Annotated in this window: 22 protein-coding genes; 14 read left to right on the forward strand and 8 right to left on the reverse strand. The window is 74.2% G+C overall.

All coding sequences use genetic code 11. The features are described 5' to 3' along the window. Entirely contained in the window at positions 1-1,227 is a 1,227-nt protein-coding gene (locus tag ACIRRS_RS11515; RefSeq protein WP_402968261.1) for a zf-HC2 domain-containing protein, read from the reverse strand. Next, complete coding sequence (locus ACIRRS_RS11520; protein WP_402968264.1) at positions 1,224-1,889, reverse strand: sigma-70 family RNA polymerase sigma factor; 666 nt, start codon at positions 1,887-1,889, stop codon at positions 1,224-1,226. Before ACIRRS_RS11520 ends, ACIRRS_RS11515 begins: the two co-directional genes overlap by 4 nt. Before the next feature lie 693 nt (positions 1,890-2,582). Here ACIRRS_RS11520 and ACIRRS_RS11525 point away from each other — a divergent pair. After that, the gene (locus ACIRRS_RS11525) at positions 2,583-3,077 is read left to right on the forward strand and encodes an ATP-binding protein (protein WP_402968267.1); all 495 of its coding nucleotides are present in this window, start codon (positions 2,583-2,585) and stop codon (positions 3,075-3,077) included. Positions 3,078-3,455: 378 nt separating this feature from the next. Here ACIRRS_RS11525 and ACIRRS_RS11530 read toward each other — a convergent pair whose 3' ends face one another. Further along, positions 3,456-4,427, reverse strand: a complete 972-nt coding sequence (locus ACIRRS_RS11530) for a GlxA family transcriptional regulator (protein WP_402968270.1) — start codon at positions 4,425-4,427, stop codon at positions 3,456-3,458. Between the two features lie 130 nt (positions 4,428-4,557). On the opposite strand from ACIRRS_RS11530, the gene ACIRRS_RS11535 reads away from it, so the two are divergent. The 4 genes from ACIRRS_RS11535 to ACIRRS_RS11550 all read left to right on the forward strand — a co-directional run bounded on the left by ACIRRS_RS11535 (position 4,558) and on the right by ACIRRS_RS11550 (position 8,029). Next, entirely contained in the window at positions 4,558-5,952 is a 1,395-nt protein-coding gene (locus ACIRRS_RS11535; protein ID WP_402968273.1) for an MFS transporter, read from the forward strand. A gap of 10 nt (positions 5,953-5,962) precedes the next feature. After that, the gene (locus ACIRRS_RS11540) at positions 5,963-6,490 is read left to right on the forward strand and encodes a GNAT family N-acetyltransferase (RefSeq protein ID WP_402968276.1); all 528 of its coding nucleotides are present in this window, start codon (positions 5,963-5,965) and stop codon (positions 6,488-6,490) included. 94 nt (positions 6,491-6,584) lie between these two features. Continuing rightward, a complete protein-coding gene (locus tag ACIRRS_RS11545; RefSeq protein WP_402968279.1) occupies positions 6,585-6,929 on the forward strand; it encodes a DUF4229 domain-containing protein in 345 nt (114 codons plus the stop codon). 131 nt (positions 6,930-7,060) lie between these two features. After that, positions 7,061-8,029: a LacI family DNA-binding transcriptional regulator gene (locus ACIRRS_RS11550; protein WP_402968282.1), complete on the forward strand. Its 969-nt coding sequence runs from the start codon at positions 7,061-7,063 to the stop codon at positions 8,027-8,029. 126 nt (positions 8,030-8,155) lie between these two features. Here the strand turns inward: ACIRRS_RS11550 and ACIRRS_RS11555 are convergent, their stop codons facing one another. After that, complete coding sequence (locus tag ACIRRS_RS11555; RefSeq protein ID WP_402968285.1) at positions 8,156-9,370, reverse strand: MFS transporter; 1,215 nt, start codon at positions 9,368-9,370, stop codon at positions 8,156-8,158. A 392-nt stretch (positions 9,371-9,762) separates the two neighbouring features. Here ACIRRS_RS11555 and ACIRRS_RS11560 point away from each other — a divergent pair, with 392 nt between their 5' ends. Beyond that, complete coding sequence (locus ACIRRS_RS11560) at positions 9,763-11,091, forward strand: dicarboxylate/amino acid:cation symporter (RefSeq protein ID WP_402968287.1); 1,329 nt, start codon at positions 9,763-9,765, stop codon at positions 11,089-11,091. A 355-nt stretch (positions 11,092-11,446) separates the two neighbouring features. Here the strand turns inward: ACIRRS_RS11560 and ACIRRS_RS11565 are convergent, their stop codons facing one another. Next, positions 11,447-11,650 carry a cold-shock protein gene (locus tag ACIRRS_RS11565; RefSeq protein WP_031063656.1) on the reverse strand — a complete coding sequence of 68 codons (204 nt, stop codon included), beginning with the start codon at positions 11,648-11,650 and terminating at the stop codon, positions 11,447-11,449. 443 nt (positions 11,651-12,093) lie between these two features. On the opposite strand from ACIRRS_RS11565, the gene ACIRRS_RS11570 reads away from it, so the two are divergent. The 7 genes from ACIRRS_RS11570 to ACIRRS_RS11600 all read left to right on the forward strand — a co-directional run bounded on the left by ACIRRS_RS11570 (position 12,094) and on the right by ACIRRS_RS11600 (position 20,236). Beyond that, the gene (locus tag ACIRRS_RS11570) at positions 12,094-13,044 is read left to right on the forward strand and encodes a menaquinone biosynthetic enzyme MqnA/MqnD family protein (RefSeq protein ID WP_402968290.1); all 951 of its coding nucleotides are present in this window, start codon (positions 12,094-12,096) and stop codon (positions 13,042-13,044) included. 255 nt (positions 13,045-13,299) lie between these two features. Next, positions 13,300-14,928 carry a serine/threonine-protein kinase gene (locus tag ACIRRS_RS11575; RefSeq protein WP_402968293.1) on the forward strand — a complete coding sequence of 543 codons (1,629 nt, stop codon included), beginning with the start codon at positions 13,300-13,302 and terminating at the stop codon, positions 14,926-14,928. Between the two features lie 177 nt (positions 14,929-15,105). After that, a complete protein-coding gene (gene mqnC / locus ACIRRS_RS11580) occupies positions 15,106-16,326 on the forward strand; it encodes a cyclic dehypoxanthinyl futalosine synthase (RefSeq protein WP_402968296.1) in 1,221 nt (406 codons plus the stop codon). A gap of 14 nt (positions 16,327-16,340) precedes the next feature. Continuing rightward, positions 16,341-16,985, forward strand: coding sequence for an imidazolonepropionase-like domain-containing protein (locus ACIRRS_RS11585; RefSeq protein WP_402968299.1), 645 nt, complete (start codon positions 16,341-16,343; stop codon positions 16,983-16,985). A 287-nt stretch (positions 16,986-17,272) separates the two neighbouring features. Continuing rightward, on the forward strand, positions 17,273-17,860 hold the full coding sequence (locus ACIRRS_RS11590; protein ID WP_402968302.1) for a hypothetical protein: 588 nt from the start codon (positions 17,273-17,275) through the stop codon (positions 17,858-17,860). A gap of 151 nt (positions 17,861-18,011) precedes the next feature. Then, complete coding sequence (locus tag ACIRRS_RS11595) at positions 18,012-18,707, forward strand: demethylmenaquinone methyltransferase (RefSeq protein WP_402968305.1); 696 nt, start codon at positions 18,012-18,014, stop codon at positions 18,705-18,707. A gap of 257 nt (positions 18,708-18,964) precedes the next feature. Further along, on the forward strand, positions 18,965-20,236 hold the full coding sequence (locus tag ACIRRS_RS11600; RefSeq protein WP_402968797.1) for a geranylgeranyl reductase family protein: 1,272 nt from the start codon (positions 18,965-18,967) through the stop codon (positions 20,234-20,236). Positions 20,237-20,330: 94 nt separating this feature from the next. Here the strand turns inward: ACIRRS_RS11600 and ACIRRS_RS11605 are convergent, their stop codons facing one another. Further along, positions 20,331-20,762, reverse strand: a complete 432-nt coding sequence (locus ACIRRS_RS11605) for a MazG-like family protein (RefSeq protein ID WP_402968308.1) — start codon at positions 20,760-20,762, stop codon at positions 20,331-20,333. An 82-nt stretch (positions 20,763-20,844) separates the two neighbouring features. Beyond that, a complete protein-coding gene (locus ACIRRS_RS11610; RefSeq protein ID WP_402968311.1) occupies positions 20,845-21,555 on the reverse strand; it encodes a peptidylprolyl isomerase in 711 nt (236 codons plus the stop codon). A 499-nt stretch (positions 21,556-22,054) separates the two neighbouring features. On the opposite strand from ACIRRS_RS11610, the gene ACIRRS_RS11615 reads away from it, so the two are divergent. Beyond that, on the forward strand, positions 22,055-23,026 hold the full coding sequence (locus tag ACIRRS_RS11615) for a DMT family transporter (RefSeq protein WP_402968314.1): 972 nt from the start codon (positions 22,055-22,057) through the stop codon (positions 23,024-23,026). Positions 23,027-23,060: 34 nt separating this feature from the next. Here the strand turns inward: ACIRRS_RS11615 and ACIRRS_RS11620 are convergent, their stop codons facing one another. Next, positions 23,061-23,627: a hypothetical protein gene (locus ACIRRS_RS11620; RefSeq protein ID WP_402968317.1), complete on the reverse strand. Its 567-nt coding sequence runs from the start codon at positions 23,625-23,627 to the stop codon at positions 23,061-23,063. Between the last annotated feature and the right edge of the window lie 139 nt (positions 23,628-23,766).

Consider the following 23,766-nt stretch of genomic DNA (forward strand, 5'->3'; position numbering starts at 1 on the left):
CTACGGGCGGGACAGCAGCGGGAGGGCGTGCAGCACCTCGCGGATCACGGCCCGGTCCCCGTGCGCGCCCACCGGCAGCCGGTCCGGGTCGCGGTGGGCGGCGGCCAGCTGGCACAGCTCCAGGGCGTCCAGCACCATCGTCGCCACCGGCTCCCCGGCCGACGGCCGCGCCTGCGGGCCGTCCAGCGGGACCAGCCACTCGCCGGCCGCCGGGCCGTCGACCAGCAGCCGCAGCTGCCGACCGGCCCGACCCCGCCGGTCCGGGGCGCCCTGTCCGTCCTGACCGTCCGGCGCCGCCGGCGCTCCGGCGTGCTCGGGGTGCTGCGCCCGCAGGCCGGACAGCGCCGAGGGCAGCATCCGTACGGTCAGGTCCACCATCTGCCGCAGGTGCTGCGGCGCCGGCGGGGCGTACGGGTACGCGACGGCGCGGGCCACGTCCTCGCCGTGCACGTAGCACTCGAGGGCCCGGTCCACGAAGGCGTCGCGCAGCGGCAGCACCGCGAAGCCGAGGTCGACCGGGGTGTTGCCCCGCGGGGCGAGTGCGGCGCTGCGCACCAGGTCGTGGGTGAGCCGGCGCCACCGGGCGCGCACCGCCTGCGGCGGCTGCCCGGCCTGCTCGGCGATCATCCGCGCCGTACGGGCGGCGATCCCGGCGTACGGCCCGCCCTGCGGCGGCACCCGGGGCGCGGCGAACGCGGCGGGCGCGGCGCCGTCCTGCGGCGGGACCCGGGGCGGCGCGGCGGGTGCGCAGGGGGCGCCCGGCACGGCGGGCACGGGGTCGGGCAGGCCGAGCGCCAGCGCGAGGTACCCGTCCACCGCGCTCAGGTGGCACAGCACCTCGGCCGGGCGCAGTTGCTCGGCGCCGCCGTGCCAGGGCAGTTCGGCGACCTCCTGCCACTCCTGCGGGCCGAGGTCGCGCAGCAGCGCGTCCAGCTTGGCGGTCTCCGCCGTGTACGGCACGCCCCAGGCGGGGACGGGCAGTTGGGCCGGGCGGCGGGCCAGGCACCAGTCGAGGACCTGCTGGCGCAGGGAGCCGGGCTGGTCCAGCGGCTCCTCCAGGGAGAGCCAGCCGGCCGCCTCCCGCAGCCGGGCCGCGTCGGCGGCGCACTCCGCGCAGCCGCGCAGGTGCCGCTCCAACTCGGCGGCCTCGTGCGGAGGGCAGGCGCCCAGGGCCCAGGCGCCGAGCAGTGAGCGCAGGGCGTCGTGCTGCTCTTCGGTGCTCGTCACGTGCCCCCGGCCCCCGTCGTCGCGTCGCCGCCGCTTCCTTCCCCCGGCGTGCCGTCCCCCTGCGCGCCGCCTGCCGGGCCGCCGCCCTGGCGGGCGCGCTCCTCGGCCAGTTCGGTGGCCAGCAGGTCCAGTCCGAGCCGCATCCGCTGCTTGGCGGCCTGCTCGCTGATGCCGAGCAGCCGGGCCGTCTCCTGGTAGGTGCGGCCGTCGTAGTACGTCACGGCGATGGTCTCACGCAGCGGCCCGGGCAGGGAGTCGACCACGTACTGCATGCGCGCGGCGGTGGCGACGGCGCGGATCTCCTCCTCGGCGGCGCCCGGTCCGCCGCCCGCCGCGCCGGGGCCGGTCGCACCGGCGGGCACGAACTCGGCGGCGCGGGCGGCCCGGAGGCGGTCGACGGCGCGGCGGTGGGTGAGGGCGCCGAGCCAGGAGCGCATCGAGCCCTGGGCGGGGTCGAACTCCTCGGGGTGCTCCCAGACGTGGGCGAAGATCTCCCGGGTGAGCTGGGCGGCGGCGGCCTGGTCGCCGAGGACGCGCCCGGCGAGGCCGTGCACCATCGGCGAGAGCCGGTCGTAGAGTTCGCCGAGCGCCGTCTCCTCGCCCCGTGCGAGGCGGCGCTGCAACTGCTCGTCCCAGCGCGGGTTCTCGTCCGGGGCGGCCATCGGGAACCACCCTCTCCTGCCCGGGTTCGCTGGCGCCTCCCACGGTATCCCGGGGCCGGGCGCGGCGGGCGTGAATCGGTCAAGAACGGAACCCGCTCTCGCGGATCGCCGCGCGCCGCCGGGGTGTTCGGGCCGGGGTGCGGCGGCTTCGTCGGACGATGGGACGATCCGCTGGTGGGACGGTCCGTCGGCGCCCCTGTTCGAGAGGTGCTGGACATATGTCGCACGGGTGGTTCGCGAGTGGCGAAGACGGTGTGGAGGGTGTGCGGCGGTAGGTTCCCGGCATGCGGGATTCCGGCCGGTCGGCCCGGGCCGGACGTGTGCCGGTGCGAGGTTCGCGAGAGTGAGCGGGACAGTATGCACCGCCCTGTCCCCCGATCGCTGGAATATGCCCGAAGCGCTTGCTGCGGAGGGCCCGCCCACTCATCCTGAGGCGTATTCGAGCCGCGGCCGGTGCGTGACGGACGGTCGGGACGGCACGGTCGGGACGGCACGGCCGGGTCCGCGAGGGCGGAGCGGTCGGGCGGGTGCCCGAGGTGCACGACGGTGCACGAGGTGCACAGGGTGCACGGACACGAGGGTGCACGGGAGACGACGGGCCGGGTGGCCGCGGGCGAGGTGCGAGGGCCCGCCGGCCGGCCGGTCCGGCCCGATCGGGACGATGGCCGAACTGCGAGTGCGGGTGGTGGAGCGGTGCAGGTTCTTCAAGTGCAGCTTGCGGTGCAGGCGGACCCGGCCGAGGTGGGCCGTGCCCGCCGGTGGGTGCGCTCGCGGCTGCTGAACCACGGGGTGGACCCGGACGCGCCGATGGCCGAGACGGTGGTGCTGGTCGTCTCCGAGCTGGTCACCAACGCCGTGGTGCACACGGGCTGTCCGGCCGTGCTGAGGCTCTGTCTGCCGGTGCCGGACGCCCCCGGACAGGAGCGGACGGAGCAGGAGCAGGAGCGGGCGGCGCCGTCCCTCCGCGTGGAGGTCGCCGACGCCAGCCAGGTCGCCCCCGCGCCCCGGCACGCGGGCGCGGACCAGGACGCCACCAACGGGCGGGGCCTGGAACTGGTCGAGCTGCTCTGCGAGCGCTGGGGCTGGTACCCGGACGGCAGCGGCAAGCGGGTCTGGTGCGAGATCGGCGCGGACGCCCGGCCCGCGGACCCGCTGGCGGGCGTCGACTGGGCGGCTTTGGCGCAATAGCGGCTTCCACGCCGCCCCCTCGCGGACACCGGAACCCGTCGGCCGATCACCGGCCGAAAGGTGACGCAACCATTCCGAATTTCCGACTACCCATTGACGTGACGTATCCGACTGATCACGCTTGGGTGCGGCTCTCCGTTGCGAGGGGACGCCGAGGGGTCGTCCGTCCACCGCCACGGTGCTGCTGTCCATGGGGGATCGCGTCAGCAGGGGGGACCGTGGACCGCCGGGGGCGGACCGCTCCTCGGCGAGTGCGGAGCGCCCGGCGCGGGTTCAGGGCCCGTGCGCCGCGAGCGGGTGGCGGGGGAGCGGTGGGATCCGGCCAACCGGCCAGGCTTCTCCCAGCGTTCACTCAGGAACCGTGGGCCTGAGCGCTGTTCAGCCCGTGACGGCGCGGAAGGTGCGCCGGTAGGCGCTCGGCGCCACGTCCAGCCGGCCGCGCAGCTGAAGCCGCAGCGAGGCCGCCGTACCGAAACCGGACTCCCTGGCCACCTGGTCGATGCTCAGATCGGTGCGCTCCAGCAGCTGCCGCGCCCGCTCCGTGCGCTGCACGGTGATCCACTGCCCCGGGCTGGAGCCGGTCTCCTCCCGGAAGCGCCGGGTGAACGTCCGCACGCTCATGCCCGCCAGCTCCGCCAACTGCCGCAGCGCCAGCGGCTCGTCCAGGTGCTCCAGCGCCCAGGCCCGCACCGCCGCCGTGCCCTGCCCGGTGGCCTCCGGCGGGCTCGGCGCCTCGACGTACTGCTTCTGGCCGCCCTCGCGCCAGGGCGGCACCAGGCAGTTGCGGGCCACCGCGTTGGCCACCGCGCTGCCGTGGTCGCGGCGCACCACGTGCAGGCACAGGTCCACCCCGGCGGCGACCCCGCCGGAGGTGAGCACGTTCCCGTCGTCGGTGTAGAGCACGTCCGGGTCCAGCCGCACCGCCGGGAACCGCTGCGCGAAGCGCTCGGTGTAGCGCCAGTGGGTGGTGGCCGGGCGGCCGTCCAGCAGCCCGGCGGCGGCCAGCAGGAAGGAGCCGGTGCAGATCGACATCAGCCGGGCGCCGGGCCGGATGCGGGCCAGGACGGCCGCCAGTTCGGGGGTGAAGGCGGCGTCCACCGAGTCCGGGCTGGAGTCGGCGGAGGCCGGGACCACCACCGTGTCGGCCTGCTCCAGCAGTTCGGGCCCGTGGTCGACGGCGATCCTGAAGTCCGCGCTGGTGGCGACCGGTTCGCCGTCCACGGTGCAGGTGGCCACCCGGTACAGCGGCCGCCCGCCGGAGTCCTTGGCCGTGCCGAAGATCCGTGCGGGAATGCCGAGTTCGAACGCGATCACGCCGTCCAGCGCGAGCACCGCGACCAGGTGCGCCATGCCGTCCCCTCTCCTCCTGGAGTCCTCCTGGAGCTCCGGGCCAGGGTAGCGCCCGCCGTGGCCCGATCCTTGCGAAAGCTGTCGTTCAGGCCACTCGTCGCCGCCGCGGTCCGCCGGGAGACTCGACGTCGTGACCGAACGCAGCGCCCTCGCCGCCACCCCGACGCCCGCGCCCGCCGGCCGGCGCCCCGGCCGCCGCCCCCGGGTGCACTACGCCTGGACCGTCGCCGCCGTCGCCCTGCTCGTCCTGCTGGGCTCGGCCGGATTCCGTTCCACGCCCAGCCTGATGATGGACGCCCTCCACAACGAGTTCGGCTGGTCCAACGGGACCATCGCCAGTGCCACCTCCGTCAACCTCGCCCTCTACGGCCTCACCGCCCCCTTCGCCGCCGCCCTGATGGACCGCTTCGGCGTCCGGCTGGTCGTCGTCTGCGCCCTGCTCACCATCTCCGTCGGCGCCGGCCTCACCATGCTGATGCGCCAGCCCTGGCAGCTCGTGCTCTGCTGGGGCGTGCTGGTCGGCCTCGGCAGCGGCTCCATGGCCGGCGCCTTCGCCACCACCATCACCGGCCGCTGGTTCGTCGCCCGCCAGGGCCTGGTCACCGGCGTGCTCACCGCCGCCGGGGCCGCCGGGAACCTGATCTTCCTGCCCGTCGGCGCCTGGCTGGTCGAGCAGCACGGCTGGCGCTCCGCCGTCGTCGTGGTCTCGCTCGCCGCCAGCGCCGTCGCCGTGCCCGTCCTGCTCCTGATGCGCGAGCGCCCCGCCGACCTCGGTCTGCTCCCGTACGGCGCCACCGAGGCCCCGCCCGCCCCCGCCCCGGACCGCCGGGCCATCGCCCGCTCCCTGCGGGTGCTGCGCGACGCGGCCCGCACCCGGGCGTTCTGGCTGCTCGCCGCCACCTTCGCCATCTGCGGCGCCACCACCGTCGGCCTGGTCGGCACCCACTTCATCCCCGCCGCCCACGACCACGGCATGCCCGTCACCACCGCGGCGAGCCTGCTCGCCCTGGTCGGCCTCTTCGACGTGGTCGGCACCGTGTTCAGCGGCTGGCTCACCGACCGCGTCGACTCCCGGGTGCTGCTCACCGTCTACTACGGGCTGCGCGGCCTGTCCCTGCTCCTGCTGCCGCAGCTGCTCGCCGGCTCGCTGCAGCCGCCGATCCTCGCCTTCGTCGTCTTCTACGGCCTGGACTGGGTCGCCACCGTGCCGCCGACCGTCGCCCTGTGCCGTCGCCACTTCGGCGAGGACGCGCCGATCGTCTTCGGCTGGGTGCTCGCCGCCCACCAGGTCGGCGCCGCCCTCGTCGCCGGCCTCGCGGGCCTGGCCCGGGACGCGCTCGGCACCTACGACCTCACCTGGTACGGCGCCGGGGCGCTGTGCGCCGTCGCCGTCGGGCTCTGCCTGGCGCTGCGCGGCGGCCGCCCGGCCGGGGCCGCGGGAGGGGCTGCCGGAGGAGCCGTCGGGGGAGCTGCTGGGGGAGCTGCTGGGGGAGCTGTCGGAGGGGCCGTCGTGGCGGAGGGCTAGGCTCCGGATCATGGCGCTGACCTTCACCCTGGACCCGAAGCCCGACCCCGACCTGCGCACCGCCGTGGTCCGCCTCTGGACGGATGTCACCAACGCCGGGGGAGCGGTCGGCTTCGTGGCCCCCGTCACCGAGGACGAGGTGTGGGACACCGCCGACCGCCAGTTCGCCGGGATCGCCCCCCAGGGCCCCGACCGGCTGCTGGTCGCCCACGAGGAGGGGACCGGCCGGCTGGTCGGGGTGCTGTTCTTCGAGTCGATGCGCTTCGGCCTGATGGAGCACTGGCGGATGCTCAAGCGCGTCATGGTCCACCCCGATGTCCAGGGCCTCGGGTACGGCGCCGCCCTCCTCGCCGAGGCCGAGCGCGTCGCCCGCGCCTGGGGCCTGGAGTCGCTGCGGCTCACCGCGCGCGGCGGCCAGGGCCTTGAGCGCTTCTACGAACGCTGCGGCTACCGCGAGGTCGGTCGGGTCCCGGCCGCGATCCGCGTCGCCCCCGGCGACGACCGGGACGACATCACCCTCTGGCTCGACCTGCGCTGACGCCCGCGGGCGGCCGACCCGTCCTCGGAGCCGGGTGTCAGGCATGCTTCACTGGGAGACCCCGCCCCCGATCCGCCCGAAGGATGTGCCCCCCGTGAGCAGCAACGGCCAGGAGAAGTCGCACGCCACGCTCCGCTACACCTCGCTGCGGGTCAGCATCTTCCTCGCCTGCCTGCTGGTGGCCCTGCTGCTCGGGCACTTCGGGGTCATCCCGGTCAGCGGGGAGGCCGGCATGATCTTCCTGTTCCTGCTCGCCGCGATCGCCTCCGCGCCGATCAGCTACGCGCTGCTGAGCCGCCAGCGCGACGAGATGTCCGCCCAGATCAGCACCAAGGTCACGGGGATGCGCAGCCGCACCGTCGAGCGGATCGCCGCGCAGAACGCCGAGGAGGACGCGGCCGACGACGCCGCCCGCGCGGCCGCCGCCCGCCGGAACTGACCCCGGCACCGGCCCCCTTGCCCGCCACCGACCCCGCCCCCCGTACGGCCGATGAGCCCGTTCCCCTTCGGGCCGACGAGCCCGCGGCCGGGACCTGGCCGGCCCCCGCCCGCCGCCCCACCGGGCGCGACGTGGCCCGGCTCGCCGGAGTCTCCCAGGCCACCGTCTCGCTGGTCTTCTCCGGCTCCGAGGCCGGCCGTCGCGTCTCCGAGGCCACCCGCGAGCGGGTCCGCCAGGCCGCGAGCAGCCTCGGCTACCGCCCGCAGGCCGCCGGCCGTCAACTGCGGCTCGGCCGCAGCGGGATGGTCATGCTGGCGGTGCCCAACCTCCAGGGCCCCTTCTTCGGCCGGGTGCTGGAGGGCGTCCACGAGGAGGCCGCCCGGCACGGCCTGGAGGTCGTCGTCAGCTCCGGCTGGGGCGGCGCCACCCTCGCCGAGGCCGCCACCAGCAGCCGCTTCGACGGCCTGCTGATCTGCTCCCCGGACGACAGCCAGCTCGGCGAACTTCCCGCCGACACCCCGGCGGTGTACCTCGACGCCGACCCCTCCACCGACCCGGCCCGGCCCACCGTCGAACTCGACGTCGGCGGCGGCATGCGCCGCGCCGTCGAGCACCTCGCCGCCCTCGGCCACCGCCGGATCGGGCACCTGCGCTCCGTCCACTCCGCCTACACCTTCCGCGTCCGGCAGGCCGCCTTCGAGCAGGCCGTGCGCGAACTCGGTCTTGAGGTCGTCGAGTTGGGCGTCAGCCTGAACGAGGGGCACGCCGTCGCCCGGCGCGTGGCCGACGAGCTGCTGGAGCGGCCCGACCGCCCGCGCGCCGTGGTCTGCGACGACGACGTGGTCGCCTCCGGCGTCTACCAGGCCGCGGTGGCGCGGGGGTTGAGGGTGCCGGACGACCTGTCGGTGGTCGGCATGGACAACGTCACGGTCGCCGCGCTGCTCGCCCCGCCGCTGACCACCGTCGACCTGCCCGGCGAGGAACTCGGCCGGGTCGGCGCGGCCCTGCTGGCCGGACTGCTGCGCGGCGAGCCCGCCGCGCCGGTGGCGCCGCTGCCCACCTCGCTGGTGCTGCGCGCCTCGACGGCCGCACCGGGCTGAACCGGCCGGGCTCCGGCGAACCGAACCGGCCGGGCCCCGGAGAACCGAACCGGCCGGGCCCGGAGAAGAGGGGACCGCGCCCGCCGGCCAGACCACCGGCGGACGCGGTCGTTCAGGGGGCGGGGGTCATCCCGCCAGGGCGGCCGCCGGCGCGGGGGCGGCCGGGGCCGGGGCCGTACGGAACCAGCCGCGGGCGCCGAACAGCAGCACCCCGCCCAGCGCGATCCCGCCGACCGCGCAGAGCGCCACCGGGCGCAGCGAGTCCTCGGCGAGCCTGCCGGAGACGGCGTAGCCCAGCGAGTTGCCCGTCGCGAAGAGCGTCACCAGCCAGGCGAAGGCCTCCGTCACCGTCCCCGTCGGCGCCAGCTCCGCGACCAGCACGAACGCCGCCGCCAGCAGCGGGGCCAGAGCGACACCCGACAGGAAGGCCAGCGCCGCCATCGCGTACGGCCCGGGCAGGGCCACCAGTGGCAGGTAGGAGGCGGCCATCGCCAGCGCCATCACCCAGGTGCGGGTGGCCGTGGTGCTGCGCCAGGAGACCATCCCGTAGGCGAGCGCCCCGAGCAGCCCGCCGAGGGCGGCCAGCGCCAGCAGGGTGCCCGCGCCGCCGGGCAGGGCCCCGGCGTGGTGCTCGGCGTAGGCGATGAACAGCACGTTCTGCGCGCCGACCGCCCAGCCGGCCCCGGCCAGGCCCACGACGAGCAGCACCAGTCCGGGGGAGCGCAGCGGCCCGAGCAGCCCGGCGGAGTGCTCCCGGGCGGGGGCGCGCCAGGCCCGGGCGGGCGCGGTGGTGGCCACGATCAGGGCGCCGGCCAGGCCGAGGCCGGCGGCGACCCAGAGCGCGGCGACGGGGCTGAACACCCCGGAGATGACGGAGACGGCCAGCGGCCCGGCCACGTAGAGGATCTGCTGGGAGGCGGAGTCGAAGGCGTACGCGGTGTCGAGCCGCTCCTCCTCGACGACGGTCGGCCACAGCGAGCGCAGGCAGGGTTCCAGCGGGGGCATCGCGAGCCCGGCGACGGCGGCCCCGAGCGGGGCGGCGACGGCGGAGCCGGGGTCGAGGGCGAGCAGCGCGTACCCGCCGCCGGCGAGGACGGCGGAGGCGAGCAGCACCCTCGGCTGCCCGGTGCGGTCGACGATCCGGCCGAGCACGGGCCCGCCGATCGCGGCGGAGATCGCGTACGCGGAGGTGGCGAGCCCGATCCGGCCGAACGGCACCCCGGCGTCGCGCAGGGCGAGGGCGATGACCAGGGCGGTCATGCCGGCGGGCAGTCGGCCGAGCAGGGTGCCGAGCAGCAGTCGGGTGACGTGCGGGGCGCGGAGCAGGGCGAGGTAGCCCATCGGCGTTCCTTCTCCGATGCGGGGCGTGGGTGGGCAGGGGAGGTGTGAACGCAAAGTTATACGTATAACTGCTCAGCGGTCAAGGTCATCTCAAACAAGTACTTTGAACATCTCAAACGTTTGCTGCTAACGTGTCGGCCATGACAGCCTCAGACGCACTGCGGACGAACGGCCCGGGCCCGCAGCCCGGCGCCGCCCGCCCGTGCGCTCTGACCGGTGCTGTGGACAGCCCGCGCCGTTGTCGCGCCATGGGCTGCACCGACCCCAGCTGTATCCAGGCGGCACGCCCCTGACCGGGGCCGAGACCCTCCCCGTCCGGCCCGCGCGCCGTGCCGCCGTCCCCAACGCGCCCCCCACCTCACCGTCACGCCCTCCCCCGGAGTCGCACCCCCATGTCCACAGCGCCCGAGGCGACCACGTCGCCGTCCGTGCTCACCCGCATCCGCAAGACGCCGTTCTGGGTGCAGATCGTCGCCGGCCTCGTGCTCGGCATCGGCCTGGGCTACCTGGCCCGCGCCGCCGACATCTCCTGGCTGGCGACCACCCTGGAGACGATCGGCAAGATCTTCGTCCAGCTGCTCAAGCTGGCCGTCCCGCCACTGGTCTTCACCGCGATCGTGGTCAGCGTCGCCAACCTGCGCAACGTCACCAACGCGGCCCGCCTCGCCACCCGCACCCTGCTCTGGTTCATGATCACCTCGCTGATCGCCGTCGCGATCGGCCTGGGCCTGGGCCTGCTCACCAACCCCGGCAAGGGCACCAACCTCAAGACCGAGGGCCTCAAGGCGCTCGACTCCAAGGGCACCTGGGTCGACTTCCTGACCGGGATCTTCCCGACCAACATCGTCGACGCCTTCACCAAGGTGAACGTCCTGCAGATCGTCTTCCTGGCGGTCGTGGTCGGCGCCGCGATCATCAAGCTCGGCAGCAAGGCCGAGCCCGTCCTCAAGCTCAGCGAGTCCGTGCTGGAGCTGACCCAGACCGCCCTGTGGTGGGTCATCCGGCTCTCCCCGCTCGGCACCCTCGGCCTCATCGGCAAGTCCGTCGCCAAGTACGGCTGGGACCTGCTCAAGCCCTTCGCCACGCTGACCCTCGACATCTACGTCGGCTGCGCGCTGGTGCTGTTCGTCGTCTACTCGCTGGTGCTGCGCTTCGCCGCCGGGCTCAACCCGCTGCACTTCTTCAAGGGCGCCTGGCCCGCCATCCAGCTGGCCTTCGTCTCCCGCTCCTCCGTCGGCACCCTGCCCGTCACCCGCCGCGTCACCGAGCGCCTCGGCGTCCCGAGCGAGTACGCCTCCTTCTCCGTCCCGTTCGGCGCCACCACCAAGATGGACGGCTGCGCCTCGGTCTACCCGGCCATCGCCGCGATCTTCGTCGCCCAGGTCTACAACATCGACCTGGGGATCAAGGACTACATCCTGATCGCCTTCGTCTCGGTCGTCGGCTCCGCCGCCACCGCGGGCCTGACCGGCGCGATCGTCATGCTGACCCTGACCCTCTCCACCCTGGGCCTGCCCCTGGAGGGCGTCGGCCTGCTGCTGGCCATCGACCCGATCCTCGACATGATGCGCACCGCGACCAACGTGGCCGGCCAGGTCGTCGTGCCGATCGTCGTCGCCTCCCGCGAGAAGATCCTCGACGTCGCCGCGTACAACAACCCCTCGGGTGACCTGTACGACGCCCCCGTGGCCGTCGGCGCGGTGGCGGCGAAGACCGCCTGAGGCCCGTAGCGAAAAGGCCCGGCCCCGAACCGATCGACGGTTCGGGGCCGGGCCTTTCGCTTTTTCCGGCGCGCGGGATTCCGGTGCGCCGTTTTCGTACGGACATTTCGCGGGCGGATTCCGTGAACTGCGGGAATAGGCGCGGTGGGACGGTCGCGGCGGCTCGGGCGATTCCGGGTTGCCCGGGCTGCCCGGGGCGGCCCGGGGCGGCCCGGACGGTTCCGGGCACAAGGCAGGGGGCCCGCCGGGATGGGCGGGCCCCCTTGGGTACTGCTCTTGAGCTCATCGTGGCGGCTGTCGGGAGCCGCCTACGGACCCGCACGGGTCCAGAGCGATCAGAACATCATGAGGAAGGTCAGATCGCGACGACGTTCTCCGCCTGCGGGCCCTTCGGACCCTGGGTGACGTCGAAGCTGACCGCCTGGTTCTCCTCCAGCGAGCGGAAGCCGCTCGCGTTGATGGCGGAGTAGTGAACGAAGACGTCCGGGCCGCCGCCCTCCTGGGCGATGAAGCCGAAGCCCTTCTCAGCGTTGAACCACTTGACGGTTCCCGTGGCCATGCCGTTCTCCTTGCGAGGCGTGTCGGGGGCCACACCGTGTGGCACCCGGTCCGCTGCGCTGATCGCCCTGCCTTCGGACGAGTCCGAAGTTTTTCGATATTGCTGAAAAACTACAAAAAGCCCGCGGTTACATGCTCCGCAGGCTTCAAGTACTGCAAGGGGAATCAAACTGCAACTGAGGGCAACGCTAGCATGCGGCCGCTGTGACGACCAGGGGTGACTTGCGGTGCACGGGGCGCGTGTCGTAAGCGCGCGCGAGTGTGTTCGAACAGTTCCCCGAGGCCCTTCCGACGGCCGTCCCGGGTGCGTGTCGGGTGCGTGTCGCGAGCGTGTCGCGAGCGTGTCGCGAGCGTGTCGCGAGCGTGTCGCGAGCCCGCTGCGGGCTCCCGCCGACACCGGGCATACGCTGCGGTGAAGCGTATGACCAGCAAGGGAGCGGCGCAGTGGCAGCACCGGAAGCACGATCGCCGGAGCACCCGGAGGACCTCGACCACCCGGGGCCCGCAGGCCCCGCAGGGGCCGCGCCGGTCAGGCCGAGGGTCGGCCACATCCAGTTCCTCAACTGCGTCCCCCTCTACTGGGGCCTCGCCAGGACCGGGAACCTCCTCGACCTCGACCTCACCAAGGACACCCCCGAGAAGCTCAGCGACCAGCTCGTGAACGGCTCCCTCGACATCGGCCCCATCACCTGCGTGGAGTACCTGCGCCACGCCGAGGACCTCCTCGTCCTGCCCGACATCGCCGTCGGCAGCGACGGCCCGGTCATGTCCTGCCACATCGTGAGCAAGGTCCCGCTGCGCGAACTCGACGGGCGCCGCGTCGCCCTCGGCTCCACCAGCCGCACCTCCGTCCGCCTCGCCCGGCTGCTGCTGGAGGAGCGCGAGGGCGTGCGGCCCGAGTACTTCAGCTGCCCGCCCGAGCTCGGCCAGATGCTCGCCGAGGCCGACGCCGCCGTCCTGATCGGCGACCCGGCGCTGCGCGCCCACCTCGGCCAGGCCGCCGAGCTCGGCCTCACCGTCCACGACCTCGGCGCGATGTGGAAGGAGTGGACCGGCCTGCCGTTCGTCTTCGCCGTCTGGGCCGTGCGCCGCGAGTTCGCCGAGCACCGGCCCGAGCTGACCGCCGCCGTGCACCGGGCCTTCCTGGAGTCCCGCGACCTGTCCCTCGTCGAGGCCGCCAAGGTCGCCGAGCAGGCCGCCCGCTGGGAGAGCTTCGGGGCCGACGTGCTGGAGCGGTACTTCAGCGAGGCGCTCGACTTCTCGCTCGGCGAGCGGCAGCTGGCCGGCATCGCCGAGTTCGCGCGCCGGGTGGCGCACGACAGCGGGTTCGCGCCCGACGTCGCGGTGCGACTGCTGGAGCCGGCGGCGCTGCCGGTGGCCCTGCCGGTGGCGTAGCCCTTTCGTGCGCCCGGCCGCCCCGGCGCGGATCACCGGTCGGATCACCGGTCGGATCACCGGTCGGATCACCGGTCGGGTCACGGCGCGGATCGCGGCGCGGGTCAGGGGTTCGGATCACGGCTCGGTCGCGGCGGGGTGCGGCTGGCGGGTTGGCCGGTGCGCGGGCGGCCCGGCCCGGTACGGTCTGCCCGGGAGCGGGGGGCCTGCTCCCGGCGCGCCCGTGGGGCGACGCGAGCGAGGGGAGCGTACGGCATGCGGGCTCTGGAGGCGGACGACCCCCGCCAGGTGGGCGCCTACCGGCTGCTGAGGCGGCTGGGCGCGGGCGGGATGGGCCGCGTCTACCTCGGCCGCACCGCCGGCGGGCGCACCGTCGCCGTCAAGGTGGTGCGCGGCGAACTCGCCGACGACGCCGAGTTCCGCGCCCGGTTCCGGCGGGAGGTCGCCGCCGCCCGCCGCGTCGGCGGCACCTGGACCGCGCCCGTCCTGGACGCCGACACCGAAGGCCCCCAGCCCTGGGTCGCCACCGGCTACGTCGCCGGGCCCGCCCTCGGAGACGCCGTCCGGGAGTCCGGCCCGCTGCCCGAACCGTCCGTCCGGGCCCTCGGTGTCGGCCTCGCCGAGGCGCTCGGGCACGTCCACGGGCTCGGCCTCGTCCACCGGGACGTCAAGCCGTCCAACGTGCTGCTCACCCTGGACGGGCCCCGGCTGATCGACTTCGGCATCGCCCGGGCCCTCGACGCGACCAGCGGGCTCACCCAGTCGGGGTACGTGGTCGGCTCGCCCGGGTTCATGTCGCCCGAACAGGCCAACGGGCTCAACCCGGGGCCGGCCGGGGACGTCTTCTCGCTCGGCGCCGTCCTCGCCTTCGCCTCCACCGGGATTCACCCGTTCGGGGAGGGCGTCAGCGCGGCCGTCCTGCTGTACCGGGTGCTGCACGAGGAACCGGACGTCTCCGGGCTGACCGGGCCGCTGCGCGCCACGATCCTGCGGTGCCTCGCCAAGGACCCGGCCAACCGGCCCAGCCCGCGGCAGCTGCGGATCCTGCTCGACCCGGACGGCTCGGCGGCCGGGCGGCTGGCGCAGGGTGCCTGGCTGCCGTCCGCGCTCGCGGCCGGGGTGGGGCGGGCGGCGGTGGGGCTGCTGGACCTGGAGGGGGAGGGCCCTGCTGAGTCGCCGGTGGCTTCGGGTGCGGATGCGGGTTCGAACGCGGGTTCGGGCACGGGTTTTTCGGGCACGGCGCCGGGCGAGGGGCGGAGGCGGGGCGCGCGGAGCGGGGTCGTGGCGGTGGTCTGCGCGGCGGCGGTCGCGCTGCTCGCCGGGGGCGGGTACGGGCTGTACGCCTGGCTGCACCGGGCCCCGGCGCCGGTGGGGCCGCTCGCCGGGCCGACGACGACGGTGACGCCGCAGCCGGCTCCGGTCACGTCGACGGCTTCTGCTTCTGCTTCTGGTTCGTCCTCGCCTTCCGCGTCCACGGGGGGAGGGGCGGTGCCGGCCTCGTTCGTGGGCACCTGGCGCGGGGACATGGTGACGGAGAAGGGCCTGGCGGCCGGGACCACCACGGTCACCGTCCGTCCCGTCGCGGTCGGCCAGGAGGGCACCACCAGCCGCAACGCCCTCACCGGGCTGATCTCGATCAGCTGCGACGGCGCCTGGACCCTCAAGTCCGTCTCCGAGGGGAAGCTCGTCTTCCAGTCCCGGCTCGTCCACTCCTCCATCCCCGGCGCCTGCACCAGCGGCAGCAACGCGGAGACGCTCACCCTCCAGGGCGACGGCACCCTCCGGTTCACCTCCGCCGACCCGGGCGCCGGCAACCCGTCCGGGACCCTGCACAAGGTGGACGGGGGCACGCCCGCCCAGACGCCCGCGCAGACGCCGGGGTAGACGCCGGGGTAGACGCCCGCGCGGACTCCGGGGTGGACCTCGGCGCAGACGCCGGGGTGGACGCCCCGGCCAGGGGCGACGGGCTGGGGCCGGTGGCCGAAATGAGCTGGCGTAGGCTGGTTCGGCCGTACCCGGACGCCCCGTCGTCCGGCCCCCGAGAAGAGAGAAGGCCGCCAGGTGACCGAGCTCGCAGCCACCGCCCTCGTTGCGTCCAGCACCGACCTGCAGGCCGTGCTCGACCGCGCCGCCGCCGGCGGCCGGATCACCCCGGAGGAGGCGCTCGACCTGTACCGCTCGGCGCCGCTGCACGCGCTCGGCTCCGCCGCCGACGCGGTGCGCCGCCGCCGCTACGCCGGCACCGAGCACATCGCGACGTACATCATCGAGCGCAACATCAACTACACCAACGTGTGCGTGACGGCCTGCAAGTTCTGCGCCTTCTACGTGCCGCCGAAGAGCGACAAGGGCTGGTCCCGCGAGCTCGACGAGATCCTGCGCCGCTGCGCCGAGACCGTCGAACTCGGCGGCACCCAGATCATGTTCCAGGGCGGGCACCACCCCGACTACGGCGTGGAGTACTACGAGCGCGCCTTCTCCGCGATCAAGGCCGACTTCCCGCAGCTGGTGATCCACTCGCTGGGCGCCTCCGAGGTCGAGCACATGGCGAAGATCTCGGGGGTCTCCGTCGAGGAGGCCATCACCCGGATCCACAAGGCCGGCCTGGACTCCTTCGCCGGCGCCGGCGCCGAGCTGCTCCCGGAGCGGCCGCGCAAGGCCATCGCCCCGCTCAAGGAGTCGGGCGAGCGCTGGCTGGAGATCATGGAGACCGCGCACGGCCTCGGCGTGGAGTCCACCTCCACCATGCTGATGGGCACCGGCGAGACCAACGCCGAGCGGATCGAGCACCTGCGGATGATCCGCGACGTGCAGGACCGCACCGGCGGCTTCCGCGCCTTCATCCCGTACACGTACCAGCCGCAGAACAACCACCTCAAGGGCTCGACCCAGGCCACGGTCTTCGAGTACCTGCGGATGATCGCCATCGCGCGGCTCTTCCTCCACAACATCGCCCACATCCAGGGCTCCTGGCTCACCACCGGCAAGGAGGCGGGCCAGCTGTCGCTGCACTACGGGGCGGACGACCTCGGGTCGGTCATGCTGGAGGAGAACGTTGTCTCGGCGGCCGGGGCCAAGCACCGCTCCAACCTCACCGAGCTGATCCACCTGATCCGCGCCGCCGACCGCGTCCCGGCGCAGCGCGCCACCACGTACGAGCACCTGCGGGTGCTGGACGACCCGGCCAACGACCCGGTGGACCCGCGCGTCGCCTCGCACATCGCCTCCACGGCGATCGAGGGCGGGACGGCGCACCCGGAGCTCAAGATCCTCGACAACTGAGGGCCGGTGCGGCTGTGTTGACCCTGCACCGGGCGGCGTTCCTGCTGTCGGATCCGGGCGCGTCGTCCTTGGCGGACGGGGCGGTCGTGGTGAGCGGCGAGACGGTGGTGGCGGTCGGGCCGTACGCCTCGCTGGCGGGCGCGCACGTCGGCGCGCGCGTGCGGGACTGGGGTGCGGGCTCGGTGCTCGCGCCCGGGCTGCGCCAGCGGTACGGGCACCGGCTACTGGAGCACGACTACCACCCGGACCCGCGCGAGGGCGTCGGGGCGGAGCCGGTCGCGGACGCGCTGGCGGGCTCCGGGGACGAGGTGCGGTGCGGGGCCAGCGCGCGGCGCGGGCTGCAGCGGATGCTCGGGTACGGGGTGACGGCGGTGGCCGGGCCCTTCGAGCGGGCCTCGGTGCGGACGGCGGTGGCGCGGTCGGGGGTCCTGGCGTTGCCGGGGGGCCTGGCACTGCCGGGGGAAGTGGAGGGCTCCGGGCCGTTGGACCCCCTGGAGGGGCTGGCGTTCGAGCAGGCCGCCTTCGGGCGTCTGGAGGCCGGCGGCCGGGCGAACTTCGCGGTGTTCGCGCTCGGCGGCGGGGAGCATCGGGTGGAGCCTGCGGCGGGCGGGTGCCTGGCCACCGTGCTGGGCGGGCGGCTGGTGTACCGGCGGCGCTGAGGGGCGTCGTGACCTGCCGGGGGGCGTCGTGACCTGCGTGGGGGCGTGCGAGTGTGACGTACTCGTCAGTAGTCGGATTCGCTTGCGGTGACCGGGACTTCCTTCGTGTGCTCCTGAACTCCGGTGTGCGGAGCGGGGGGTGATTGCGGCTTCGCCGTGACCTGAGGGGCCGCCAGCGGATACGATCCCGAACAGATCACCCCGCCCGACCCTCACCACACCACCGCCCGTGCCCGCGGGTGGCGGGGCCCCGTCCCAGGCCCCGAAGGCAAGCCAGGACAGGAACCATGCGAACCGCGACCGTCCCCCCGCCGCGCATCCCGCGGTTGGGCCGTGGTTGGTACCTCGCCGCCGTGCTCAGCGCCGTACTGGCCGTCGGCATGTGCCTGCTCGGTTGGCGCCAGGCCGACCAGGCCGACCGGATCGAGGCCCACCCGGTGAGAGTCGAAGGCGTCGTCACCCAGCTGCCCACCGGCGGCGGCAGCTACAGCGCCGTCAGCTACCGCGCCGCCGGCCAGTCGCACACCGCGGCCGCGCTGCCGCTCGCGGACGGCACCCGGCTCGGCGACACCATCTGCCTGGAGCACGCCGCCGACGACCCCGGCGCCGTGCGGATCTGCGGCGACACCTACCCCCAGCCCGTCGGCGTGGGGCTGGCCCGGTTCAGCGTGCCGGTCGCGATCGTGGGCTTCCTCATCTGCGTGGTGCGCATCCGGCGGTACCGGCGCGCCGTCGCCTTCCGCAGCGGGCAGGGGCGGCTGGCCGCCAACCTGGCGCTGGCCACCGGGGCGCTGGCCGAGGGGATGCCCGCCATAACGCAGGGCAAGCGCTCCCGGCGGCGCCGACGGGCGGGCGGGCGGCGCGGGCTGCACTGAGGCGGGGGTGCGGTGAGGCGGGGGTGGGTTGAGGCCGGGCTGGGTTGAGGCCGGGCGCGTGCCTGCGGTTAGGTCCGTCTCCGGCGGTTCGTGTGCCGCGTTGGCGTGCCCCCTTGGTCGGGCTCCGCGTCACAGGGTGAACAATGGGGTCGTGACCCGAGCCTCCCTGGACAAGCAGCCGCGTGAAGTCGCCGCGATGTTCGACGACGTCGCAGCCAAGTACGACCGCACCAACGACGTGCTCTCCCTCGGCCAGGCCCGCGCCTGGCGCCGGGCGGTGACCGAGGCGGTGGCCGCCGGTCCGGGGGACCTCGTGCTCGACCTCGGCGCCGGCACCGCCACCTCCTCGATCCCCTTCCTCGAGGCCGGGGCCAAGGTCGTGCCCTGCGACTTCTCCGTCGGCATGCTGGAGGAGGGCAAGCGCCGCCACCCCGAACTGGCCTTCACCGCAGGGGACGCCACCAAGCTTCCGTTCGCGGACGACACCTTCGACCAGGTCACCATCTCCTTCGCGCTGCGCAACGTCCAGGACACCGTCGCCGGACTGCGCGAGATGCTCCGGGTCACCAAGCCCGGCGGCAAGGTGGTGGTCTGCGAGTTCTCGACGCCGACCTGGACGCCGTTCCGCACCGTCTACATCGAGTACCTGATGCGCGCCCTGCCGCCGCTGGCCACCGCCGTCAGCAGCAACCCGGAGGCGTACGTCTACCTCGCCGAGTCCGTCCGGGCCTGGCCCGACCAGCCCGCGCTGGCCGCGCTGATGCAGGAGGCCGGCTGGTCCAAGGTCGCCTGGCGGAACCTCACCGGCGGCATCGTGGCCGTGCACCGGGCGTACAAGGCCGCCTAGCTGCTCGGTCGCCGGGTCGCCGGGTCGCTCGGTCGCTCGGTCGCTCGGTCGGCCCGTCGGCCCGTCGGCCCGCAGCCCCGTCGCCCCGTCCGCCCAGCGGTTCGGGGAGGTCGGCCGCCCGTAGACTGCCCGTTACACCCCGCTGTTCCTCGCTTGCCCCGCTTGTCCTCCCCACCGCAGTTTCCAGGAGAGTGCCCACCGTGTCCGAGACCGCAGCAGCCGATCTGACGAAGCCGGACGCCTCGGGGGAGGGCGCCGTGGTCGAGAGCACGGCGGACGTGATCGTGGTCGGCGCCGGCCCGGCCGGGTCCACCACCGCGTACTACCTGGCGCAGGCCGGGCTGGACGTGCTGCTGCTGGAGAAGACCGCCTTCCCGCGCGAGAAGGTCTGCGGCGACGGCCTGACCCCGCGCGCCACCAAGCAGTTGGTGGACATGGGGATCGACGTCTCCACCGAGAACGGCTGGCTGCACAACAAGGGCCTGCGGATCATCGGCGGCGGCGTCCGGCTGGAACTGGACTGGCCCGAGCTGGCCTCCTTCCCCGACTACGGACTGGTGCGCAAGCGCGCGGACTTCGACGAGGTGCTGGCCCGCCAGGCCGAGAAGGCCGGCGCCCGGCTCTACGAGCGGTGCAACGTCAGCGGGCCCGTCCTGGACGAGCGCACCGGGCGGATCGTCGGCGTCACCGCCAAGCTCGGCGACGAGAAGCGGCCGGTCGTCTTCCGGGCCCCGCTGGTCGTCGCCGCGGACGGCAACTCGACCCGGCTCTCCCTCGCCATGGGCCTGCACCGGCGTGAGGACCGGCCGATGGGTGTCGCCTACCGGACGTACTTCACCTCGCCGCGGCACGACGACGACTACCTGGAGTCCTGGCTGGAGCTGTGGGACACCCGCGGCAGCCAGCGCAAGCTGCTGCCCGGCTACGGCTGGGTCTTCGGTATGGGCGACGGCACCTCCAACGTCGGTCTGGGCATCCTCAACTCCTCTCCCGCCTTCGGCGAACTCGACTGGCGCGAGGTCCTCAAGGCCTGGTGCGCCAGCATGCCCGCGGAGTGGGGCTACACCCCCGAGAACATGACCGACCCGATCCGCGGCGCCGCCCTGCCGATGGCCTTCAACCGGCAGCCGCACTACACCCGCGGGCTCCTGCTCGTCGGCGACGCCGGCGGCATGGTCAACCCGTTCAACGGCGAGGGCATCGCCTACGCGATGGAATCCGGCCAGATCGCCGCCGGGGTCATCGTCCAGGCCCACGCCCGCGTCACCGCCACCGGCCGCGAGCGCGCCCTGCAGGCGTACCCGCGCATCCTCAAGGACGTGTACGGCGGCTACTACACGATGGGCCGCGCCTTCGTGAGGCTCATCGGCAACCCGAAGGTCATGCAGCTCGCCGCCCAGCGCGGGCTCACCCACCCGATGCTGATGCGCTTCACCCTCAAGCTGCTCGCCAACCTCACCGACCCGCAGGGCGGCGACGCGATGGACCGGATCATCAACGGGCTGGCGAAGGTCGCACCCAACGCGTAGACGCGGAGCCCGGGGCCGGGCCGGCCGGGGGTGCGGGCCCGCCGGTTCCTGGTCGGCAGGCCCGCGGTCCTGGGTGTGCTTCCGGCGTCCCCGGTCAGTCTTCCGGCTGCTCCCGCCGCTCTCGCTGTTCCGGCTTCTCCGGCTTCTCCGCCTTCCGCGACGTCGCTGACTTCTGCGGTTGTTCCGGTTGTTCCGGCCGCGCAGGCTCGCGGGAGGCCGCGGAGCGCCGTTCGACGTAGGCCAGGCGCTCGGCGAACACCCGGGGCGCGTCGGGGGTGAGTGTCCGCAGGGCGACGAGTGCGCTGAACACGACGTCGCAGAGCTCGTGCTGGACGTCCTCCCAGGTATGGGTGACGCCCTTGCGAGGGTTCTGGCCCGTCGCGCCGATCACCGCCGCGCCGACCTCCCCCACCTCCTCCGAGAGCTTGAGGAGCCGCAACAGGCGTTCCTCCTGGGGCGACTGCGTACTCTCCTCGTCGAGCCAGGCGACCAGGTGGTCGACGCTCTCCCAGATCCGGCTGTCCATGCGAACGCTGCTCCCGTGCGGTGTGGTCGGTGCTGCCACCGTACGGGAGCGGCGGAGGCAGGCCGGGCGCCGTCCTGCCCGGTCAGTGCGTGCGTATCTTCACGTGGCGGATGTTCACGGGCAGGTTGGGGAAGCCGTCGCCGGGGTTGTTCTGGTCGTCCTCGCCGCCGGCGGCGATCTTCTGCAGGACGTCCAGCCCGGCCGTGACCCGGCCGAACGGGGTGTAGGCGGGGGAGAGTTTGGTGTCCTTCCAGACGAAGAAGAACTGGCTTCCGTTGGTGTTCGGCCCGGCGTTGGCCATCGCGACCGTGCCGGCCGGGTAGGTGGCGCCGGTCAGGTTCTCGTCCGGGAAGGAGTAGCCCGGGCCGCCGCTGCCCGTCCCGGTCGGGTCGCCGCACTGGAGCACGAACAGCCGCTGGGTGGTGAGCCGGTGGCAGTGGGTGCGGTCGAAGTAGTCGTTCTCGGCCAGGAACCGGAACGAGAAGGTGGTGCACGGCGCCTTGTCCGTCAGAGCCTCGAAGGTGATCGAGCCCTGGCTCGTCCTCAGCGTCGCGCGGTACGGCTCCGCGGCCTCCTCGGGATCGAAGACCGGGATGCCCTTGAAGTTGTCGGCGGGCACGGCGGGCGTGTAGGTGCAGGTGGCGGCGGGCGCGCCTGCGGACCGGGGTGCGTCCGCGACGGCCGTACCCGTGCTCACGGCGAGCGGGAGGACCGTGGCGGCTGCGACCACTGCCCAGTGTCTGCGGTTCATGTGACGGGCCTTCCGTGGGGTGGTGGACGGCTGGATTGTCATGGAGGCATCATCCACGGCCGGGTGATCCTCCGGTAGAGGGCCGGGGAAGGTGTCCGCTCGGCGGGTCCGGCGGGTCCGGCGGGTCCGGCGGGTCCGGCGGGGCCGGTGGACGGGTGGGGCGGCGGGCGGTCCGGGGGTGGTCGGGTCGTTGGTGCGGCCGCAGCAACGACCCGACCACCGGCGCGGTGTCCCGCGCCGCCGCCACCGGACACGTCCGCCGGACCCGTCACGGGCCCCGTCGCCGGACCCGCCAGCGCCTCAGGGCTGACACCCCTGCCGGCTCCGTACGCTGTGCCGCTGCGAGTGGCCCGCCCGCTGTCTGACCCGCAGCGGCCCCGCGTGGGCATTGATCACCGGCGGGCCCATGCGCGAAGATGGCGCACCCCGGCCCCATGCTCCGCCCCGCTCGCTGCCGGGCCTTCCACCCGACACCAGGGTCCGTCCGACGCCGTACGGTACTCGCGCCCGCCGCTTCCGTCCGCTCGGAGGGTTCTTCCTCATGCCTGCCTCCCTGTCCGTGTCCTCGTCGTCTTCCTCGTCCTCGCCGATGCTGCGCGACCTGCCCGTCCTGCTCGTGGCGGTCGTGTGGGGGTCGAGCTTCCTGGCCGTCCAACGGGTCGCCGAACCCCGGACGGTGGTGGCGATGCTCGTCCTGCGGTTCGGCCTGGTGCTGCCGCTCCTCGGCGCCCTCGCCTGGCCCGCACTGCGCCGTCTCACCCGCGCCGAGTGGCTCGGCGGCGCCGGCCTGGGGCTCGGCCTCAGCGGGATCTTCCTGCTGGAGACCTACGGAGCGGTGCACACCTCCGCCACCAACGCGGGGCTCATCATCAGCCTCGCGATGGTGCTCACCCCGCTCGGGGAGAGCGCCCTGCGCCGCACCGCACCGCCGCGCGCCTTCCTCGCGGCGGCCGGGCTCGCCGTCCTCGGCGTGGCCCTGCTCACCGGGGACGGCGGGCTGCGCCCGCCCACGCTCGGCGATCTGCTCGTCCTGGGCGCCGCCCTCGTCCGCTCGGCGTTCGTCCTCGCCACCGCCCGAGTGAGGGCCATCCGCACCACCGACACCCTCGCCATCACCTGGATCCAACTCGCCACCGCCACCTCCGTGTTCGCCGTCGTCGCCCTGTCGGTCGGGCCCGCGCCCTGGACCCTCGCCCGCTCGTACGGAGCCGGCCAGTGGGCCTGGCTGCTCCACCTCTCCCTGTTCTGCACGCTGTTCGCCTTCTTCGTTCAGACCTGGGCGGTCCGCGCCAGCTCGCCGTCACGGGTCAGCCTGCTGCTCGGCACCGAACCGCTCTGGGCTGCCGTCTTCGGCATCACCGTCGCCGGCAACCGGATGGGCCCGCTCGCCCTGCTCGGCGGAGCCCTGGTGCTGGTGGCGACGGAGTGGGGCCGCCGCACCGCCCCGGCCCCCGACCACGCCCCGGAACCCGCCACCGGAGCCGAGGCCTCGCCGCAGTCCGTCCCCGCCTGACCGCCGCCCGGCCCCGGCCTCCTGCCCCCGGTCCTCACCGCTGCAGCGCGCGGCGGGCGAAGTCGAGGGTGACGATGCCGAGCAGCGGCCCCCAGAAGACCAGGGGCAGGTAGGCCAGAGTCATCACCGCGCCGCCGAGACCGTGCGGGGCGTCCGGATCCGCCATGTTGCGGCTCCACCCGCCGGTCAGCGCCATGACGCCCACGTTCGTCAGACCCGCCGACCCCAGCGCGGCCGGAACGATCAGGGCGAGCGGGTGGACCCGTCGGCCGCCGAGCACGGGTATCCAGTGCGGCACCACCCGCCCCCAGGGTCGGACCAACCCCATGGTCAGGAAAGCCAGCGTCTCCGCCAGCGCGCTCAGCGCCACGCAGTAGACCGTGCCCCACCCCGGCTGGTGCTCGGCGTAGGCGGCGGCCGTGGCACCGCTGAGCCCAACCGGCACACCGAACCCGAAGGCGATCCGCCACAGCCCCGAGGGCACCGTGGTCAGCGCGGCGGCCATGGCGGCCAGCTCGGCCCACCGCGGCGCGGGCGGCATCCCGGCGGCGGCCACCCGTACCCGCTGCGCGGGCCGGGCCTTGATCATGAGCTTCGTCATCGCGGTGAACTCCCTTCCCGGACCGGCTCCTCCGCCGGTCCGACGACTCAAGACTGACCCTTCGCGAGGCCTCCGCAGCAGTGCCGATCGGGCTGTTCCAGCTGCTCAACCAGCGTGAGAAATAGGCCGATCGGCACAT

It is taken from the genome of Kitasatospora sp. NPDC101183 (genome assembly GCF_044767945.1).
Lineage (GTDB): Bacteria > Actinomycetota > Actinomycetes > Streptomycetales > Streptomycetaceae > Kitasatospora.